This is a genomic window from Streptomyces sp. NPDC040405 (genome assembly GCF_055595765.1).
Genome location: NZ_JBVIVI010000006.1, coordinates 510,885 through 528,524, shown reverse-complemented (window position 1 = coordinate 528,524; position 17,640 = coordinate 510,885). Strand labels below are relative to the sequence as shown.

Genomic DNA, 17,640 nt, shown 5'->3' with positions numbered 1-17,640 from the left:
TCAAGGGTCGAATCATGGAAGCGGCGGACCACAAAGGACCCCTTGACCGCCCGGCCACCGCACTGGACCATGTTGCGCATCACTCACCACGTTGCGTAATGCGCACCAACGGAGGATGCCATGTCTCCTCGACCGCAGCCCGGCCGCGAGTTCGTCCTCACCCTGTCGTGCCCGGACCGGGCCGGCCTCGTCCACGCCGTGGCCACCTATCTCGTCAACCACTCCGGCAACATCCTGGAGAGCCAGCAGTTCGACGACCGGCGGCAGGACCGCTTCTTCATGCGGGTGCACTTCGACGCCCTTGATCCGGACGTTTCCCTGATGGATCTGCGGAGCGGTTTCGGTCCGGTGGCCGAGGCGCACCGGATCACCTGGCAGCTGCACGACGCGTCGACCCCGACCCGCACGCTGCTCATGGTGTCGAAGTTCGGCCACTGCCTGAACGACCTGCTCTTCCGCAGGTCCACGGGCGCACTGAAGATCGAGATCCCGGCGATCGTCTCCAACCACCGCACCTTCGAGCCGCTGGCCCAGAACTACGGCATCCCCTTCCACCACATCCCGGTGACCCCGGAGACGAAGCACGAGGCGGAGGCGCGGCTGCTGCGGCTCGTGGACGAGCTGGACGTCGACCTCGTGGTCCTCGCCCGCTATATGCAGATCCTCTCCGACGACCTGTGCAAACAGCTCGACGGCCGGGCGATCAACATCCACCACTCGTTCCTGCCGAGCTTCAAGGGCGCCCGCCCCTACGTCCAGGCGCATGAGCGCGGCGTCAAGCTCGTCGGGGCCACGGCCCACTACGTCACGTCCGACCTCGACGAGGGCCCGATCATCGAGCAGGACGTCGTCCGCGTGGACCACTCGCGCGCCCCGGACGAGCTGGTCACGATCGGCCGCGACGTCGAGGCCCAGGTGCTCGCCCGCGCCGTGGAGTGGCACAGCGAGAGCCGGGTACTGGTCAACGGCAAACGTACGGTCGTCTTCCGCTGACGACTGCCCTTAGGACAGCCCTGACCAGCGGGACCCTCGCCGACCTGCACGTATAGTTGCGTTATGGGCAACTACACGGCAGATGGTGGAACAGCGAGTCCGCCGGGGACCGGGGTGCAGTCCGTCGACCGTGCCGTCAGCGTCATGGAGATCCTCGCCCAGCGCGGCGAGGCGGGCGTGAGTGAGGTCGCCGCCGAGATCGAGGTCCACAAGTCGACGGCATTCCGCCTGCTCGGGGCGCTGGAGGCACGCGGCCTGGTCGAGCAGGCGGCCGAGCGGGGCAAGTACCGGCTCGGCTTCGGGATCGTGCGGCTGGCGGGATCGGTCATGGGCCGCCTGGACATCACCCAGCAGGGCAAGCCGGTGTGCGAGCGGCTGGCCGAGGAGATCGGCGAGACCGTCAACATCGCCGTCCTGCGGGAGCACTACGCGGTCAACCTCTACCAGGTGCGCGGCCCGGGCGCGGTCGGCACGCATCGATGGGTCGGCCAGCTCACCCCGCTGCACGCCACGTCCAGCGGCAAGATCCTGCTGGCCCACCTGCCCGCGAAGGAGCGCGCCGCGGCGCTCAAGGCGTCCGGGATGGAGAAGCTGACGCCGCGCACCCTGACCACCAGGACGAAGCTGGAGAAGAGCCTCACCGAGACGCGGAAGCGCGGCTACGCGGTGACGCTGGAGGAACTCGAGATCGGACTGCACGCCATGGCGGCCCCGATCCGGTCCGGCGACGGCGAGGTCATCGCCGCCGTCAGCGCCTCCGGCCCCGCCTACCGATTCACCGAGGAGCGCATCCCCGAACTCGCGCCCGTACTGGTCAAGGGTGCCGAGGAGATCAGCCACCGGATGGGCTACGCGGGCTGAGCTCCCGGCCCCTAGGCGGGTCCGGGCCGCCGTGGGGGGTTCAGCCCGCCGCCGTCCGTCCCAGGTGCCGCAGTGTCAGGGCCATGTGCAGGCGCAGCCGCCCGTGCTGGTCGCGGACGGACCAGCCAAGGATGTCCTCGGCCTGGGCCAGCCGGTCCTGGAGGGTCGAGTGGTGCACCCGCACCGCCGTAGCGGCGGCGCGCAGGCTCGGGCCGGACGCGACGGCGTGCAGGGCGGCCAGCATCCACGGGGCCAAGGCGGCGGCCGCGTCGACGGCGCGTACGTCGGGGTGGGGCTCGGTGCCGGGCCCGACGAGGTCCACGAGCAGGGCCAGCGCGCCGAGGTCGTCGGCGTGCACCACGCGGGGGCCCGGGTCGTGTTCACCGCCGTCGGCGGTGAACCGCAGGGCCGTCCGTGCCGCGGCGTACGAGGCGGGCAGGCCGGTCACGGGAACGGCCGGTCCGACCCCCAGCCGACCGGGCGGCAGCCCCGCCGCCGGTTCCGCCCGCCGCACGGTCCGCACCTCGGCCCTGCCGCCGGGGAAGACCAGCACCCGGGCGAAGCCGTCCACGTCCAGACGCAGTTGGCGGGCGGCGTGGACGCGGACGGACTCGGGGGCGCTCCCGTCCAGGAGCGTCTCCAGCAGGGCGGGGTCGTCGCCCGGGGCGGCCGGGGCGCGGCCCCGGGTGCGGTCCAGGACGAGCCGGAGGGCGGCGGAGGCCCGCTCCAGGATGACCGCGTCGACGACATGCGACCGCACCGGCCTCGCGCCCGTCCCCGCACCGGCCCCCGCAGCGTCCGCGGCCTCCGTCCGCTCCAGCCAGAGCGGCGGGGCCGACGGCCAGTCGGCCAGGGGCGGGCCGTCCACGTCGACGCGGCGTCCGTCGGGCTCGACCCGGATCCGTACCCGGCGTTCGGGGTCGGCCAGCCGCGCCGGGCAGCCTGCCAGCACCGCCGCGCCCCGTACGAGCGCTTCCAGACCCGCCCGGGCCTCGACCAGCCGGTCGAAGTAGGCGATGACCCGGACGGCGGCACTGGCGTCCGGGTCCAGCGCCGTCAGGCGCCCGACCAGCTCTTCCATACCCGCATACTGCTACACCGGGTCACTCGCCGAGGAGCCTGCGCAGCCACGTCAGCCGGGCCTCCCGCGCCGCCTGCGACAGCGCTGCCTGCGGCGCGAAGCCGTCGAAGGCGTGGAAACCGCCGGGCCACACGTGCAGTTCGGCCTGGCCACCCGCCTGCCAGAGCCGGGTGGCGTACGTGACGACCTCGTCCCGGAAGGTCTCCGCGGAGCCGACGTCGAGGAATGCCGGTGGCAGCTCGGACAGGTCCCCCGCCCGGGCCGGAGCGGCGTACGGCGACACGTCCGGGCCGCCGCGCGCGGCGCCGAGCAGCGCGGTCCAGCCGGTCTCGTTCGCCGTGCGGTCCCAGACGCCGAGGCCGGTCATCTGGTACGTGGACGGGGACTCGTTGCGGTCGTCCAGCATCGGGCACTGAAGGAGCTGCCCGACCGGCCGCGGGCCCTTGCGGTCCCGGGTGAGCAGGGCCAGCGCCGCGGTGAGGCCACCGCCCGCGCTGGCGCCCGCTATGACGATCCGCTCGGGATCGCCCCCGAGCTCCGCGGCATGCTCGGCGGTCCACAGCAGCCCGGCGTACACGTCCTCCACCGGCGCGGGGTGCGGATGCTCGGGGGCCAGCCGGTACTCGACGGACACGACGACCGCGCCACCCAGCTCCCGGGCCCACTGGAGGGCGATGTCGATGCCCAGCCGGTTGTTGCCCATCACCATGCCGCCACCGTGGGTGCAGTAGAAGACCGGCAGCGGGCCGCTCCGGACCGGGGCGGTCGGCCGGCAGATCAGCAGCGAGATGTCGGGGGCGCCCTCGGGCCCCGGCACCCCCCGGTCCTCGACCTCGAAGGCGCCGTCGCCGCGCAGTTCGTCGTCGCCGGGTGTCATGTCGGCCTCCAACGCCCGCGCCCGGGCGATGCCGTCCATGGTCATCCCGGGGTGGATCTGCTCGGCGACCATCGCCAGTGCGGCCGACAGCTCGGAGTCGAAAGGGGGCGGGGGTGACGGGGTCAGGGTCACGACGGTCTCTCCTCATCTGTGCTCGCGGCTCTCCGGCCGGTAGGGACATGCTCGCCGGGCCGAGCACACATCCGCCCCCGCCGCCCGGCGGGACTTCTCCGCCGGACGGCGGGCAGGGTGGCAGCACCACGCGGCCCGCGGGTCGCCGCCTTCCGTCAGCGGCCTTCGATGAGGGGCGTCAGGCCGTCGAGGAGGGCCGAGAGACCGGATTCGAAGAGACTGTCCAGACGCAGGTCATAGCCGTCGGAGAAGGCTCCGACCACCTTGGTGAAGGTCGGGAACCGGCCGGATTCCATCAGCTCCCGGAGGGCGGGGGCCCGGCTGTCCATCCACTGGTCCTCCGATTGGCCCGTGGAGGCTTCGGCCTGCGCCTCCCACTCCAGATGCACCGCCATGCCCTGGACATGGCTGTAGATCTGGATGTGTATGTCGAACAGCGTGGTCGGATCGAGGCCGTGGCCGTCGAGGGCACTCAGCAGCCATTCGCCGTGGGCGATCAGCTGGGGCACCATCAACGGGCGGGTGAGCGAGCTGAGTTGGGCCAGCCACGGGTGCCTGCGGTACAGGGTCCAGAGGGTGCGGGCGCCGAGCTCGACGCGTGGGCGCCACCCTTCGGGCGCATCGGCGGGGTAGGTCTCCTCGCCGAACGCGGCATCGGCCATGAGGAGGACGAGGTCGTCCTTGCTGGGGACGTACCGGTAGGGCGACATGGCGGCGACGCCGAGCCGGGCCGCGACACCGCGCATGGAGAGGGCAGGCAGTCCTTCGGCATCGGCCATGGCGATGGCCGTCGCGACGATCCGGTCGAGGGTCAGCTCCGGTTCCGGGGCCGGGGCGGGCGGGGAGTGCCTGCGGGGCGGCGCGACGGGAGCGGATCCGGCCACGACGGTGCCGGCCCGGGGGCGGGTCTCGACAAGCCCCTCGAGACGCAGGGTGGTCAGGGCCTTGGTGGCGGTGGCGAGCGCGACACCGGATTCCCTGGCGATCTGCCGGGTCGAGGGGACCCGGTCCCCGGGGGCGAGCTCGCCGTCGATGATGCGCTGGCGGATCCCGGCCACGATGCGCAGATAGGGCGGCTGACCGGATGCTTCTGTGGGCTTCGTCACGACCTGTCGCCTTCCCGTTCTGTACTAGTGCAGAGCCTACAGGCGAGGACCCCGAAGGGATCATCACTGCCCTAGTACAGGCCACATATATGGCCAGCTGAAGCGTCTGCACGTACGGCGTACGCTCAGCTCGCATACAGCGTATCGGAGGCTTCCCATGCAGACCGTTCTCATCTCCGGCGGCGGAATCGCCGGGCCCGTACTCGCCTACTGGCTTCACCGCCGCGGATTCGCGGCCACCGTGGTCGAACGCGCCCCGGGCCCGCGCCCCGGCGGCCAGGCCGTGGACATACGCGGCGTCGCGCTCGATGTCGTGGAGCGGATGGGCCTGCTGGAACAGGCGCAGCACGTACGCACCCGGATGCGCGGCATGTCCGTCCTCGATCCCGGCGGCCACGAGATCGACCGCTCCACCGAGGCGACCTTCAGCAGCGGCCGACTGAACAGCGACGACATCGAGCTGCTGCGCGAGGACCTGGTACGGATCGTGTACGCGCACACGTACGCAGACGTGGAGTACCTCTTCGGCGACAGCATCAGCGCGCTCGACGAGGACACGACCGGTGTGCGCGCCGACTTCGCGCACGGGGCCTCCCGTACGTTCGACCTGGTGATCGGGGCCGACGGCCTGCACTCGACGGTCCGGCGCCTGGCCTTCGGCGCCGAGGACCGATTCGCGCATCACCTGGGCAGCTACCTCTCCGTGTTCAGCGCGGACAACTTCCTCGCCCTGGACGACTGGCAGCTATGGCTTCGGGACGGTGCCACGGGCTTCGGCATCATGCCCGTCCGCGACAACACCGAGCTCAGGGTCGCCTTCGGCTTCCACTCGGCCCCGCTCCCCCACGACCTCCGGGACAACGGCTCCCTTCAGCGGCTCATCGTCGACAAGCTCGCCTCCCTGCGATGGGAAGGGACCCGCCTGGCCAAGGCCGCCGAGGAAGCACCCGACTTCTACTGCGACGCCATGGCTCAGATCCGGATGGACCGCTGGTCGCGGGGCAGGGTGGCGCTGCTCGGTGACGCCGGTTACTGCCCTTCCCCGCTGTCCGGGCAAGGCACCAGCCTCGCCCTCGTGGGCGCCTATGTGCTGGCCGACTGCCTCGCCCGGGCGAACGGCGACCACCGCGTCGCGTACTCCCGCTACGAGCAGCGACTGCGTGACTTCGTCACCGTCAACCAGGCCCTGGCCACGGAGAATCCCGACGGACCCGCCTCCGAGGCGTCCATGGCACACGCCAAGAACGCGCTCTCACTGGACACGTCCTCCTGATGCGTGGTGCCCGGCCGGTCAGGGGCGGGGGATGTTGCGGAGGTTCGCACGGGCGAGGTCGAGCATCTTGCCGACACCGCCGTCCAGGACGGTGCGCCCGGCTGAGAACGCGAAGCCCTTGACCTGTTCGCCGGTGATGTGCGGCGGGATCGACAGCGCGCCCGCGTCCGTCACCAGCTCGATCAGGCACGGACCGTCGTACGCAAGGCCCTGCTTCAGCGCGTCGCGCACCTGGGAGGGGTCCTCGGCGCGGATGGCGTGGATGCCCGCGGCCCGGGCGATGGCGGAGTAGTCCACCGGCTCGTGGTCGGTCTGGTGATCGGGCAGACCGTCGACCATCATCTCCAGCTTGACCATGCCGAGCGAGGAGTTGTTGAAGACGACCGTCTTGACCGGCAGGTCGTGCAGCCTGACGGTCAGCAGCTCGCCCATGAGCATGCTCAGGCCCCCGTCCCCGGACAGGGAGATCACCTGACGGTTCCGGTCGGCGCACTGCGCGCCGATCGCGTGCGGCAGCGCGTTGGCCATCGTGCCGTGGAGGAAGGAGCCGACCACGCGGCGGTGGCCGTTGGGGGTGAGGTAGCGGGCGGCCCACACGTTGTTCATGCCCGTGTCGACGGTGAACACGGCGTCGTCGTCGGCGAGTTCGTCGAGGATCGTGGCCGCGTACTCCGGGTGGACCGGGGTGTGCTTGTCCACGTCGTGGGTGTACGCCGCCACGACGTGTTCGAGCGCCTTGGCATGGCGACGCAGGCTGTGGTCGAGGAAGGAGCGGTCCTCCTTCTGCCGCACCAGCGGAAGGGCGGCCCGGAGGGTCTCCCCCACGTCGCCGTGTACGCCGAGCTCCAGTACGGTCCGCCGTCCGAGGTTCCCGGCGTCGTGGTCCACCTGCACGGTGCGGGCCTGCGGCAGGAAGTCGTCGTACGGGAAGTCCGTGCCCAGCAGCACGACAAGGTCGGCCTCGTGCATCGCGTCGTAGCAGGCCCCGTATCCGAGCAGGCCGCTCATGCCGACGTCGTACGGGTTGTCGTACTGGATCCACTCCTTGCCGCGCAGGGAGTGCCCGACCGGTGCGGCCACCTGGCTCGCCAGCCGCATGACCTCGGCGTGTGCGCCGCGGACCCCGGCGCCGCAGAAGAGCATGACCTTCTCGGCGGCGTCCAGCCGCTCGGCGAGCGCTTCGACCTGCTCCCGCGGTGGCAGGACCCTGCCCCGGGTGGTCACCAGGTCGGTGGCGACGGGCGCCTCCGGCGCCGGGGCGTGGGCGACGTCACCGGGGAGGACCAGCACGGACACCCCGCCGTGGCCGAGCGCCCGCTGCATGGCGATCCGCAGCACCCGGGGCATCTGCTGCGGGGTGCTGATCATCTCGCAGTAGTCGCTGCACTCGGTGAACAGCCGCTCCGGATGGGTCTCCTGGAAGAATCCCGTACCGATCTGGCGGGACGGGATGTGCGAGGCGATGGCCAGTACCGGGGCGCCGGAGCGGTGTGCGTCGTACAGCCCCTGCACGAGGTGGGTGTTGCCGGGGCCGCAGCTGCCCGCGCACACGGCGAGCCGCCCGGTCAGCTGCGCCTCGGCGGCCGCGGCGAACGCGGCCGCCTCCTCGTTCCGCACATGGACCCACTCGATGCCGTCGGTCCGGCGCACCGCGTCCACCACGGGATTCAGGCTGTCGCCCACGACGCCGTAGATCCGCTCCACACCTGCCTGCCGGAGGACGTCCACCAGTTGGCGGGCGACGCTCGCGTGCCTCATCGCATGCCTCCGCATTCACGTCTTCTGGTCGGTCGGCGGACGCCTACCCACGGGGCGCGGGCACGATTCACCTCCATGTGCGGACCGCCCGTCGGGGCCGCGCCGTTCACGCGTCGAGTCCGCCTCGCTTGACCAGCTGGCTGGCGATCACGTTCCGCTGGATCTCGTTGGTGCCCTCGCCGACGATCATCAGGGGCGCGTCGCGGAAGTAGCGCTCCACGTCGAACTCGGTGGAGTAGCCGTAACCGCCGTGGATGCGGACGGCGTTGAGGGCGATCTCCATGGCCGTCTCGGAGGCGAACAGCTTGGCCATTCCGGCCTCCATGTCCACGCGCCTGCCCGCGTCCGCCTCGCGGGCGGCGTAGAGGGTGAGCTGCCGGGCCGCGGTGAGCGAGGTCGCCATGTCGGCGAGGTAGTTGCCGATGGACTGGTGCTTCCAGATCGGTTTGCCGAACGACTCGCGTTCCTGCGCGTAGGCGAGGGCGTCCTCCAGCGCGGCCCGGCCGACGCCGAGGGCGCGGGCCGCGACCTGGAGCCGGCCGGTCTCCAGGCCCTTCATCATCTGGGCGAACCCTTCGCCCTCGACGCCGCCGAGCAGCGCGTCCACCGGCGCGCGGTGGTCCTCGAAGGACAGCTCGCAGCTCTCCACGCCCTTGTAACCCAGCTTGGGCAGATCGCGGGAGACGGTGAGCCCGGGCCCGTGCTCGACCAGCAGGATGGAGATGCCCTGGTGCGCGGGGGACGCCTGCGGGTCCGTCTTGCACAGCAGGGCGATCAGCTGCGAGCGGCGGGAGTTGGTGATCCAGGTCTTCGCGCCGCTGACCACATACCCTTCGTCGTCCTTGCGGGCGACGGTGCGCATGGCCTGCAGGTCGGAGCCGCCGCCGGGCTCGGTCAGGGCCATGGTGGCCCGGATGTCACCGGTGGCCATCCTCGGCAGATACCGCCGCTTCTGCTCCTCCGTGCCGAAGTGCAGCAGCAGCTTGGCGACCACGGTGTGCCCGCCCATGGCCCCGGCGAGACTCATCCAGCCCCGGGCCAGTTCCTCGGCGACGAGGACGTAGCACTGCGTGGACACCGGAGTGCCGCCGTACTCCTCGGGGATGGCGAGGCCGAAGATCCCGAGTTCCTTCATCTGCTCGATCAGGGCCTCGGGATAGGTGTCGGTGTGCTCCAGTTCCCGTACGACCGGCCGGACGTCCTTGTCGATGAAGTCGTGCACCGTGCGGACGATGAACTGTTCGTCCTCCGCCAGGATGTCGAGCGTGCTCATGGAAGGCGATCTCCTCGCTGCGGTCTTGGGTGGGCTGTGGGGGTCAGACGGCGCCGTCGGTGCGCAGAGCGTCGATCCGGTCGGCGTCGTAGCCCAGCTCGGCCAGGATGCGTCCGGTGTGCTCGCCGAGGGAGGGAACGGCGTCCATGCGTGGCGTGACGCCGTCCAGGTCCACGGGCGGCAGCAGCGCCGTCACCGTCTCTCCTCCGGGGATCCGCACGTCCCGCCAGCGGTTCCGGCCGGTCAGCACGGGATGCTCAAGGAACTGCCCGACATCGTTGACCGGTGCGTTGGCGATGCCGATGGTGTCGAGCCGCTTCATCACCTCGCCGCTGTCCGACGCCGTGATCCGCTCGGCCAGGAGCGCGTTCAGTTCCCGCCGGTGGAGCACCCGGTCGGCCCCGGTGGCGAAGCGCGGATCGTCGGTCAGGCCGGGGGTGCGGAGGAAGTGCTCGCACAGGGCGGCCCATTCGCGTTCGTTCTGCACGGAGAGCAGCACGTCCTTGCCGTCGGCCGCGGTGTACGTCCCGTAGGGGGCGATGGTGGCGTGCTGGGTACCGGCCCTCGGCGGCTGCGTACCGCCGTACGCCGTGTAGTAGGCGGGCTGGCCCAGCCACTCGGCCAGCGCCTCGAACAGCGAGACCTCGACGGCCCGGACTCGGCCGCGGGTGGCCCTCGTGAGCAGCGCGGTGAGGATGCCGCTGTAGGCGTACACACCGGCGGCGATATCGGCGATCGACACCCCCACCCGGGCCGCCTCCGCGGCGCTGCCGGTGAGCGAGACGAGGCCGGTCTGGCACTGCACCAGGAGGTCGTACGCCTTGCGGTCCGCCCATGGCCCGCTCGTGCCGTAGCCGGAGATCGAGCACGGGATGAGCGAGGGGAACCGCTCGGCCAGCGCTTCGGGGCCCAGCCCCAGGCGGGCGGCGGCGCCGGGGGCCAGGTTCTGCACGAACACATCCGCCCGCGCGAGGAGTTCCTCCAGCACTCCGCGTCCCTGCTCCGACTTCAGGTCCAGCGTCACCGATTCCTTCGAGCGGTTGAGCCATACGAAGTAGCTGGACTCGCCGTGCACCGTGGTGTCGTACCGGCGGGCGAAGTCGCCGCCACCCGGACGCTCCACCTTGATCACCCGTGCTCCGAGGTCGGCGAGCTGGCGGGTGGCGAAGGGGGCTGCCACCGCCTGCTCGATGCTCACGACGGTGATGCCCGACAGCGGCAGACCATCAGCGGACGCTGTGTGTTCGGCCATGCGGTGACCTCCGGAGATGTGGCTGACGTGGCCGGGAGTACCATCATGGGCACTCATGTGCGGCGAAGTGAAATAGCGATCCGTGATGCCGCCATGCGGGCTGTGGATGGCGAGGAAGGGAGGGCCCCGATGGACGTCAAGCAGCTGAAGGCGCTCATCACGGTCGCCGAGGTGGGCAGCGTGACCCGCGCCGCGGAGCTGCTGCACCTGGTGCAGCCCGCCGTCACCCGGCAGATCCGCACCCTGGAGGAGGAGCTGGGCGTCCCCCTGTTCCAGCGCACGAGACAGGGCATGCGGCCCACCGAGGCAGGCCAGATCATGGTCGACCGGGCGCGCCGCGCCCTGAACGAGCTGGAGCGGGCGCGCGCCGAGGTGCAGCCCAGCCCCGGAGAGGTGACCGGCATCGTCACCCTGGGCCTGCTGGAGAGCACGAGCGACCTGCTCGCCGAACCGCTGGTGTCGGCCGTCGGCAAGGCCCATCCGGGCGTGGAGCTGCGCCTGATGACCGGCTACTCCGGCCATCTGCAGCAGTGGCTGGACGACGGCGACCTGGACCTGTCCTTGCTGTACAACCTGGACAGCACCCCGTCCCTCAACGCCCGCCCGCTGGTGCGGGAGCGGCTGTGGGCGGTGGCGCCACCGGCGGCCGGGCTGCACGCCGACCGTCCGGTGGCGTTCGCGGAGGTGGCGGCGCATCCCCTGGTGATGCCCGCCTCCGGCCACGCCCTGCGTTCCCTGATCGACGCCGCGGCGACCCGGTCCGGGTACGCGATGGACACCAGGGCGCAGACCAACTCCATGCGGGTACAGAAACAGCTCGTCCTGGCCGGACACGGCTGGACCGTCCTGCCCGGCCTCGGCATCGCCGACGACATCGCGAACGGCACCCTCAGCGCCGCTCCCCTGTCCGAGCCGGACGTGTGGCGGTCGATCGTCCTGGCGACACCGCGCTACGGACGCGTACCGCCTGCCGTCGAGGTCGTCGCACACGAGCTGGTCCGCCGGATCGGGGCGGCCGTGTCACGCGGGCGGTGGCCGTCCGCACGGCTGCACGCGCCGGACGAGCCGGGCGCGGACGTCTGACACCCGCTCAGGCCGCCTTCGGCCATGCGGACGCGGAATGCGGGCATCACACATTTCTATTGTTCATCCAGCTCCATCAGCGCTCATGATGTGGGGCACCTGAGCCCCCGAGCAGACGGAGTCGCCACGGATGAGCAGGTCCCAAGCACCCGCGCCGCCCTCCTGGCAGGAGGACGTGTTCACGGCGCTGAAGAAGCACGACATCCAGCAGATCGCCTACGTCCCGGACGCGGGCCACTCCCACGCCATCCGTGAGGCGCGGCGGGATCCCGCCATCCACGATGTCGTGCTCACCACCGAGGAGGAGGGCGTCGCCGTCGTCTGCGGAGCGTGGCTCGGCGGGCAGCGCGCCGTACTGCTGATGCAGAGCAGTGGCGTCGGCAACTGCGTCAACATGTTCTCGCTGCCGCGGATGGGCCAGTTCCCCTTTCTCGCGCTGGTGACGATGCGGGGCGAGTACGCCGAGTTCAACCCGTGGCAGAGCCCGATGGGCCGTACCACCCAGCAGGCACTGGAACTCATGGGCATCACCGTCCTGCGCGCCGATGCCCCCGAGGACGTCGGGGAGACCGTCGAGGCCGCCTTGGAGTCGGCCTTCGGGGCCGGTGAACGCGTCGCCGTGCTCCTCGGGCAGAAGCTGATCGGCCGCAAGAAGTGGGAGCGCGACTGATGACCACCACCGCCTCGCCCGATGCCCGGCTCGACCGGCGGCGCTTCGTCGCCGAGCTGATCGCCCGCCTCCCCGAGGACGCCCTCGTCGTCACCGGCCTCGGCTCGCCGAGCTACGACGTCTTCGCGGCCGGTGACCGTCCGGGCACCTTCTACCTGTGGGGCGCGATGGGCGCCGCCGCGCCGCTCGCCCTGGGAGTCGCCCTCGCCCAGCCGGACCGTCCAGTCCTCGCCGTCACCGGGGACGGCGAACACCTCATGGGAATCGGCACACTGGCCACCATCGGCGCCCGGCTGCCGCCGAACCTGACCGTGGTGGTGCTGGACAACGCCCACTTCGGCGAGACCGGCATGCAGCCCAGCCACACCGGGCTCGGCACCGACCTCGTCGCCGTCGCCCGCGGCTTCGGCATCCGCGAGGCCCTGCGGGTCACCGACCTCGCGCAGGCCGACGACCTGGCCGCCCGCGTCCGGGCACGCGCGGCGACGACGTACGCCCAGGTGCTCATCGCCACCGACGAGCCGCCGCGCGCCCTGCCGCCGCGCGACGGCGCCGCCAACAAGAACTCCTTCCGCGCCGCGCTGGGTCTGCACACGTTCTGAACCACCCAGCGCGACGGGCCGCCGAATCGAGAGTCCCCATGCAGCGCTACGACATGTTCATCGACGGACAGCGCCACGAGCCGTCCACGGAGAACTGGTTTCCCACCGACAACCCCTACCTGGGCGCGCCCTGGGCCGAGATCGCCCGGGGCGGGCCGGACGACGTCGACACCGCCGTACAGGCCGCCCACCGCGCCCTGCGCACCGGCCCGTGGGCCGAATGGACGGCCAGCGCGCGCGGCGCCCTGCTCCACCGCCTCGGCGACACGGTCGCCGCCCATGCCCGGGCCCTGGCCGAGACCGAGGTCCGGGACAACGGCAAGCTCTTCACCGAGATGTACGGGCAGGTCGGCTATCTGGCCCAGTGGTTCCGCTACTACGGCGGCCTCGCCGACAAGGTCGAGGGGACCGTTCCCCCGATGGACAAGAAGGGCTACTTCGCCTACACGCGGAAGGAGCCCGTCGGCGTCGTCGCCGTCATCACCCCATGGAACTCCCCGCTCCTGCTCCTGGCCTGGAAGATCGCACCGGCGCTGGCCGCCGGGTGCACGGTCGTCGTCAAGCCGTCGGAGTTCACCTCCGCCTCCACTCTGGAGCTGGCCCGGCTGTTCCACGAGGCCGGTCTGCCGCCCGGCGTGTTCAACGTCGTCACCGGCTTCGGCGCAGACGTCGGTGCCGCCCTCGTGGAACACCCGCTGGTCCGCAAGGTGAGTTTCACCGGCTCCGACGCCACCGGCCGCCGGATCAACCAGGCCGCCGCCCGCGACTTCAAGCGCGTCAGCCTCGAACTCGGTGGCAAGTCGCCCAACATCGTCTTCGCGGACGCGGATATCGAAGCGGCCGTCAACGGCGCCGTGTCCGGCATCTTCGCCGCGACCGGACAGACCTGCATCGCCGGTTCCCGGCTCCTGGTGCAGGACAGCGTGCACGACGAGGTGGTCGGACGGCTCCTGGAACTGGCGGGCACCGCGCGCATGGGCGACCCGATGGACGAGGACACCCAGGTCGGACCGGTCACCACACCGGCCCAGTACGCCAAGGTGCTGGACTACATCCGCATCGCCCGCGACGAGGGCGCCGAACTCGCCCTGGGAGGCGCGGCCGCCACCCGGCCCGAATGCGGCGACGGCTGGTTCGTGGAGCCGACCGTCTTCACGGGCGTGAGCAACAGCATGCGCATCGCCCAGGAAGAGGTGTTCGGCCCCGTTCTCGCGGTCATCCCCTTCCACGATGAGGAGGAGGCCATCGCGCTTGCCAACGACAGCCGTTACGGCCTGGGCGCGGGCGTGTGGACACGCGACATCGGCCGCGCCTTCCGGATGGCCGAACGCGTCCACTCCGGCACCGTCTGGGTCAACACCTATCGCGCGGTGAGCTATCTGGCGCCCTTCGGCGGCGTCAAGGACTCCGGCATCGGCAGGGAGAACGGCATCGGCGCCATCACCGCCTACCTGGAGGACAAGAGCGTCTGGATCAACACCGGCGCCCCCACCGGCAACCCCTTCGTCCTGCGCTGAAGGGCCGCCCCACCCTCCCCTGGCGACACGAGCAATGGAGCTTTCCATGTCGCAGAGCCGCACATCCGCGCACCACCCCACACCCGACCACGCATCCGACCGGAAGCGCGTCACCGCGAACGTCATACGGGGATGTCTGGGCAACCTGGTCGAGTGGTACGACTGGTTCGCATACGCCACCTTCAGCATCTACTTCGCGTCCGTCTTCTTCCCCGAGGGCAACCAGACGGCCCAGCTGCTCTCCACCGCGGTCGTCTTCGCCGTCGGGTTCTTCATGCGCCCGCTCGGCGGCTGGCTGCTCGGCGCCTACGCCGACCGGTTCGGCCGCCGACGGGCCCTGACCCTGTCGGTCACCCTCATGAGCGCCGGGTCGCTGACCATCGCCCTCGCACCCGGCCACGACACCATCGGCATGGGGGCTCCGGCCCTGCTGGTCCTGGCCCGGCTGGCCCAGGGCCTCTCCGTCGGCGGCGAGTTCGGCTCCAGCGCCTCGTACCTCTCCGAGGTCGCGCCCCCGGGGCGGCGTGGCTTCTACTCCAGTTTCCAGTACGTCTCCATCGTGCTGGGCCAGCTCGGCGCGCTGCTGGTGGCGATCGGCCTGCAGAACCTGCTGACCGAGAACCAGCTGCACGCCTGGGGCTGGCGCATCCCCTTCGTGATCGGGGCCGCGGCAGGTCTGGTCGTGATGTACCTGCGCCGCACCATGGAGGAGTCCGGACACTTCCGGCAGGAGCAGGCACGCACCGCCGCGAACGCGTCCGCGACCCGCGAACGCAAGGGCCTGGTCGCCCTGTTCGCCGAATATCCGCGCCAGCTCGTCGCGGTGTTCGGCCTCGCCATCGGCGGCACCGTCGCCTTCTACACCTACACCACGTATCTGCAGAAGTACCTGGTGAACACCGCGGGCATCCCCAAGTCCACGGTCACCGTGATCGGCTTCGCCGCCCTGTTCGTCTATATGCTGCTGCAACCGGCCGTCGGCGCCCTGTCCGACCGCATCGGCCGCCGCCCGGTCATGTTCGCCTTCTCCGGCGGCTGCATGCTCCTGACCGTGCCGTTGATGACGCTCCTCGGCCGCACCGGCAACCCCTGGCTCGCCTTCCTCCTCATGACCGTCGCCCTGACGTTCGTCACCGGCTACTCCGCGCTCGCCGCCATCATCAAGGCCGAGATGTTCCCCACCAAGGTCCGCGCCCTCGGCGTGGGCCTCCCCCACGCTCTGGTCACCGCCACCTTCGGCGGCCTCACCGAGCCGATCGCGCTGGCCCTGAAGGACGCCGGGCAGGAGACCCTCTTCTTCTGGTACGTCACCGGATGCGTCGGCCTGACCTTCCTGGCCACCCTGGTCGTCAGGGAACCGTCCCGGACCTCCCAGCTGGACGCCGCACAGACGTCCCCGGCCGCCCCGCGACCGCCGAAGACCGCACCCCTCATCTGAAGCACGAGGTCACCTCCACCATGCAGCCCGCCACTACTCCCCTCAGCTCCTACGTCGACACGTGGCACCCGGAGCCGGTCACCGCTCACGACCCCATGGACCCGGTCCCCGCCGCCGCCGTGTCCGCCCTCCTGGACCTGCCCGAACCCGCCGCGCAGGCGGGTGGCCCGCTCCCTCCGCTGTGGCAGTGGTTCCACTTCCTGCACTGGCCCGCCCAGCGGGAGCTGGGCCCCGACGGCCATCTGCGCAACGCCCGCTTCCTGCCGCCCATCCCCGACCGGCAGCGCATGTTCGCGGGCGGACGCTGCGACATCACCGAACCGCTGCGCCTGGGGGAACCGGCCGAGCGGATCAGCAGCCTGGCCGCGGTGACACCCAAGCACGGCCGCACCGGCGAACTGCTCTTCGTCACCGAGCGCCACGAGTTCCGCCAGGCGGGCCGGGTCCGCATGGTGGAGGAGCAGGACATCGTCTACCGCTCCGGCCACGGCGGCGGCGGACAGCACCCGCCCACCGTCGACGACCGCTCCGCGCCCGGCCTCGCCCCAGAGTCGCCCTGGCAGCTGCGCCTCCAGCCCGACCCGACCCTGCTGTTCCGCCTCAGCGCCCTCACCGCCAACTCCCACCGCATCCACTACGACGCCCCGTACTGCCGCGACACGGAGGGCTACCCTGGCCTCGTCGTCCACGGCCCGCTGCTCGCCCTGCTCATGCTCGACGTGGTGCGCCGCGACGCTCCCGAGCGCCGGGTGCGCTCGCTGTCCTTCCGGCTGCGACGGCCGGTGTTCGCGGGCGAACACCTCCTCGCCATGGGCGGACCTTCCGCCACCGGTGCCCGGCTGCGGACGGCAACCCACCGCGAAGCACAGCACGCCACCGCCGAGGTGACCTTCGCATGACCACGCACATCGACGAGGGCGTCGCGGACGCCCGGACGCTGCTCTTCGTGCCGGGCCACCGTCCGGACCGCTTCGACAAGGCCGCCCGCTCCGGTGCCGATGTCGTCATCGTCGACCTGGAGGACGCCGTCGCCGCCGACGACAAGGAGCGGGCCCGGCGGGCCGCCGCCGACTGGCCCGGCCTCGGTGACCGGGCCGTCGTACGCGTCAACGCGCCCGGCACCCCGTGGTTCGAGGCGGACCTGCGCATGGCCGCGGACCGTGGCTGCCCGGTGATGGTCCCGAAGGCCGAGGACCCCGCCGTCCTCGCGGGCGTCGCCTCCCGTACCGCCGGACGCTGTGCGTTGATCGCGCTCGTCGAGACGGCCCTCGGCGTCGAGCGGGCCTACGAGGTGTGTTCCGTACCGGGCGTCGTGCGCGCCGCGTTCGGCAACGTGGACCTCGCCGCGCAGCTCGGCGTCGCGCACGACGACGCCCTCCCCCTGACCCACGCCCGCTCCCGGCTCGTCCTCGCCTCGGCGGCCGCGGGCATCCGTCCCCCGGTGGACGGCGTCACCACTGCCGTACGGGACGCACAGGCCCTTGCCGCCGACACGGCCCACGCCCGGCGGCTGGGCTACGCGGGCAAGCTGTGCGTCCACCCGGCGCAGCTCGGCCCTGTGGCCGACGGCTTCGCCCCCTCCGAGAGCGAACTCCGCTGGGCACGGGCGGTTGTGGACGCCGGGGAGTCCGTCACGACCGTCGACGGCCACATGGTCGACAGGCCGGTGCTGGAGCGGGCCCGGGGCATCCTGGCGCGGGCCGCCACCCCGCCCCAGTAGTGCG

General features: G+C 71.5%; 16 protein-coding genes. 10 read left to right on the top strand and 6 right to left on the bottom strand.

Going from position 1 to position 17,640, the window contains the following annotated elements; genetic code table 11:
- The first annotated feature begins 120 nt into the window (after positions 1–120).
- Together purU and ACZ59A_RS26560 are read left to right on the top strand one after the other, a co-directional pair.
- Positions 121–993 carry a formyltetrahydrofolate deformylase gene (gene purU, locus ACZ59A_RS26565; RefSeq protein ID WP_470963049.1) on the top strand — a complete coding sequence of 291 codons (873 nt, stop codon included), beginning with the start codon at positions 121–123 and terminating at the stop codon, positions 991–993.
- 63 nt (positions 994–1,056) lie between these two features.
- The gene (locus tag ACZ59A_RS26560; protein WP_470963046.1) at positions 1,057–1,854 is read left to right on the top strand and encodes an IclR family transcriptional regulator; all 798 of its coding nucleotides are present in this window, start codon (positions 1,057–1,059) and stop codon (positions 1,852–1,854) included.
- 40 nt (positions 1,855–1,894) lie between these two features.
- Here the strand turns inward: ACZ59A_RS26560 and ACZ59A_RS26555 are convergent, their stop codons facing one another.
- From ACZ59A_RS26555 to ACZ59A_RS26545, 3 genes are all read right to left on the bottom strand, one after another.
- Positions 1,895–2,935 carry a helix-turn-helix domain-containing protein gene (locus ACZ59A_RS26555; protein ID WP_470963043.1) on the bottom strand — a complete coding sequence of 347 codons (1,041 nt, stop codon included), beginning with the start codon at positions 2,933–2,935 and terminating at the stop codon, positions 1,895–1,897.
- Positions 2,936–2,957: 22 nt separating this feature from the next.
- Positions 2,958–3,944, bottom strand: coding sequence for an alpha/beta hydrolase (locus tag ACZ59A_RS26550; protein WP_470963040.1), 987 nt, complete (start codon positions 3,942–3,944; stop codon positions 2,958–2,960).
- Between the two features lie 155 nt (positions 3,945–4,099).
- Positions 4,100–5,050 carry a TetR/AcrR family transcriptional regulator C-terminal domain-containing protein gene (locus ACZ59A_RS26545; RefSeq protein WP_470963037.1) on the bottom strand — a complete coding sequence of 317 codons (951 nt, stop codon included), beginning with the start codon at positions 5,048–5,050 and terminating at the stop codon, positions 4,100–4,102.
- 157 nt (positions 5,051–5,207) lie between these two features.
- On the opposite strand from ACZ59A_RS26545, the gene ACZ59A_RS26540 reads away from it, so the two are divergent.
- Positions 5,208–6,323 carry an FAD-dependent monooxygenase gene (locus tag ACZ59A_RS26540; RefSeq protein WP_470963034.1) on the top strand — a complete coding sequence of 372 codons (1,116 nt, stop codon included), beginning with the start codon at positions 5,208–5,210 and terminating at the stop codon, positions 6,321–6,323.
- 18 nt (positions 6,324–6,341) lie between these two features.
- Here the strand turns inward: ACZ59A_RS26540 and ACZ59A_RS26535 are convergent, their stop codons facing one another.
- From ACZ59A_RS26535 to ACZ59A_RS26525, 3 genes are all read right to left on the bottom strand, one after another.
- Positions 6,342–8,081: a pyruvate dehydrogenase gene (locus tag ACZ59A_RS26535; protein WP_470963031.1), complete on the bottom strand. Its 1,740-nt coding sequence runs from the start codon at positions 8,079–8,081 to the stop codon at positions 6,342–6,344.
- A gap of 106 nt (positions 8,082–8,187) precedes the next feature.
- On the bottom strand, positions 8,188–9,354 hold the full coding sequence (locus ACZ59A_RS26530) for an acyl-CoA dehydrogenase family protein (RefSeq protein WP_470963028.1): 1,167 nt from the start codon (positions 9,352–9,354) through the stop codon (positions 8,188–8,190).
- Between the two features lie 43 nt (positions 9,355–9,397).
- Positions 9,398–10,606 (bottom strand): CaiB/BaiF CoA transferase family protein, encoded by a 1,209-nt coding sequence (locus tag ACZ59A_RS26525; protein ID WP_470963025.1) that lies wholly within the window; start codon positions 10,604–10,606, stop codon positions 9,398–9,400.
- 129 nt (positions 10,607–10,735) lie between these two features.
- Here ACZ59A_RS26525 and ACZ59A_RS26520 point away from each other — a divergent pair, with 129 nt between their 5' ends.
- From ACZ59A_RS26520 to ACZ59A_RS26490, 7 genes are all read left to right on the top strand, one after another.
- Positions 10,736–11,689 (top strand): LysR family transcriptional regulator, encoded by a 954-nt coding sequence (locus ACZ59A_RS26520; protein ID WP_470963022.1) that lies wholly within the window; start codon positions 10,736–10,738, stop codon positions 11,687–11,689.
- 130 nt (positions 11,690–11,819) lie between these two features.
- Positions 11,820–12,359: a phosphonopyruvate decarboxylase gene (locus ACZ59A_RS26515; protein ID WP_470963019.1), complete on the top strand. Its 540-nt coding sequence runs from the start codon at positions 11,820–11,822 to the stop codon at positions 12,357–12,359.
- Positions 12,359–12,961, top strand: coding sequence for a thiamine pyrophosphate-dependent enzyme (locus ACZ59A_RS26510; protein WP_470963016.1), 603 nt, complete (start codon positions 12,359–12,361; stop codon positions 12,959–12,961). The genes ACZ59A_RS26515 and ACZ59A_RS26510 overlap by 1 nt, the downstream gene beginning before the upstream one ends.
- A gap of 38 nt (positions 12,962–12,999) precedes the next feature.
- Entirely contained in the window at positions 13,000–14,478 is a 1,479-nt protein-coding gene (locus ACZ59A_RS26505) for an aldehyde dehydrogenase (RefSeq protein WP_470963013.1), read from the top strand.
- A 46-nt stretch (positions 14,479–14,524) separates the two neighbouring features.
- Positions 14,525–15,916 (top strand): MFS transporter, encoded by a 1,392-nt coding sequence (locus tag ACZ59A_RS26500; RefSeq protein ID WP_470963010.1) that lies wholly within the window; start codon positions 14,525–14,527, stop codon positions 15,914–15,916.
- A 20-nt stretch (positions 15,917–15,936) separates the two neighbouring features.
- Positions 15,937–16,815: an HTD2 family dehydratase gene (locus ACZ59A_RS26495; protein WP_470963007.1), complete on the top strand. Its 879-nt coding sequence runs from the start codon at positions 15,937–15,939 to the stop codon at positions 16,813–16,815.
- Complete coding sequence (locus ACZ59A_RS26490) at positions 16,812–17,636, top strand: HpcH/HpaI aldolase/citrate lyase family protein (RefSeq protein ID WP_470963004.1); 825 nt, start codon at positions 16,812–16,814, stop codon at positions 17,634–17,636. Before ACZ59A_RS26495 ends, ACZ59A_RS26490 begins: the two co-directional genes overlap by 4 nt.
- Positions 17,637–17,640 lie beyond the last annotated feature (4 nt).

Excerpts from the sequence above, each read along its gene's own strand:
- purU (WP_470963049.1), top strand. The coding sequence starts at position 121 with ATGTCTCCTCGACCGCAGCCCGGCCGCGAGTTCGTCCTCACCCTGTCG.
- ACZ59A_RS26560 (WP_470963046.1), top strand. The coding sequence starts at position 1,057 with ATGGGCAACTACACGGCAGATGGTGGAACAGCGAGTCCGCCGGGGACC.
- ACZ59A_RS26555 (WP_470963043.1), bottom strand. The coding sequence starts at position 2,935 with ATGGAAGAGCTGGTCGGGCGCCTGACGGCGCTGGACCCGGACGCCAGT.
- ACZ59A_RS26540 (WP_470963034.1), top strand. The coding sequence starts at position 5,208 with ATGCAGACCGTTCTCATCTCCGGCGGCGGAATCGCCGGGCCCGTACTC.
- ACZ59A_RS26535 (WP_470963031.1), bottom strand. The coding sequence starts at position 8,081 with ATGAGGCACGCGAGCGTCGCCCGCCAACTGGTGGACGTCCTCCGGCAG.
- ACZ59A_RS26530 (WP_470963028.1), bottom strand. The coding sequence starts at position 9,354 with ATGAGCACGCTCGACATCCTGGCGGAGGACGAACAGTTCATCGTCCGC.
- ACZ59A_RS26525 (WP_470963025.1), bottom strand. The coding sequence starts at position 10,606 with ATGGCCGAACACACAGCGTCCGCTGATGGTCTGCCGCTGTCGGGCATC.
- ACZ59A_RS26520 (WP_470963022.1), top strand. The coding sequence starts at position 10,736 with ATGGACGTCAAGCAGCTGAAGGCGCTCATCACGGTCGCCGAGGTGGGC.
- ACZ59A_RS26515 (WP_470963019.1), top strand. The coding sequence starts at position 11,820 with ATGAGCAGGTCCCAAGCACCCGCGCCGCCCTCCTGGCAGGAGGACGTG.
- ACZ59A_RS26510 (WP_470963016.1), top strand. The coding sequence starts at position 12,359 with ATGACCACCACCGCCTCGCCCGATGCCCGGCTCGACCGGCGGCGCTTC.
- ACZ59A_RS26505 (WP_470963013.1), top strand. The coding sequence starts at position 13,000 with ATGCAGCGCTACGACATGTTCATCGACGGACAGCGCCACGAGCCGTCC.
- ACZ59A_RS26500 (WP_470963010.1), top strand. The coding sequence starts at position 14,525 with ATGTCGCAGAGCCGCACATCCGCGCACCACCCCACACCCGACCACGCA.
- ACZ59A_RS26495 (WP_470963007.1), top strand. The coding sequence starts at position 15,937 with ATGCAGCCCGCCACTACTCCCCTCAGCTCCTACGTCGACACGTGGCAC.
- ACZ59A_RS26490 (WP_470963004.1), top strand. The coding sequence starts at position 16,812 with ATGACCACGCACATCGACGAGGGCGTCGCGGACGCCCGGACGCTGCTC.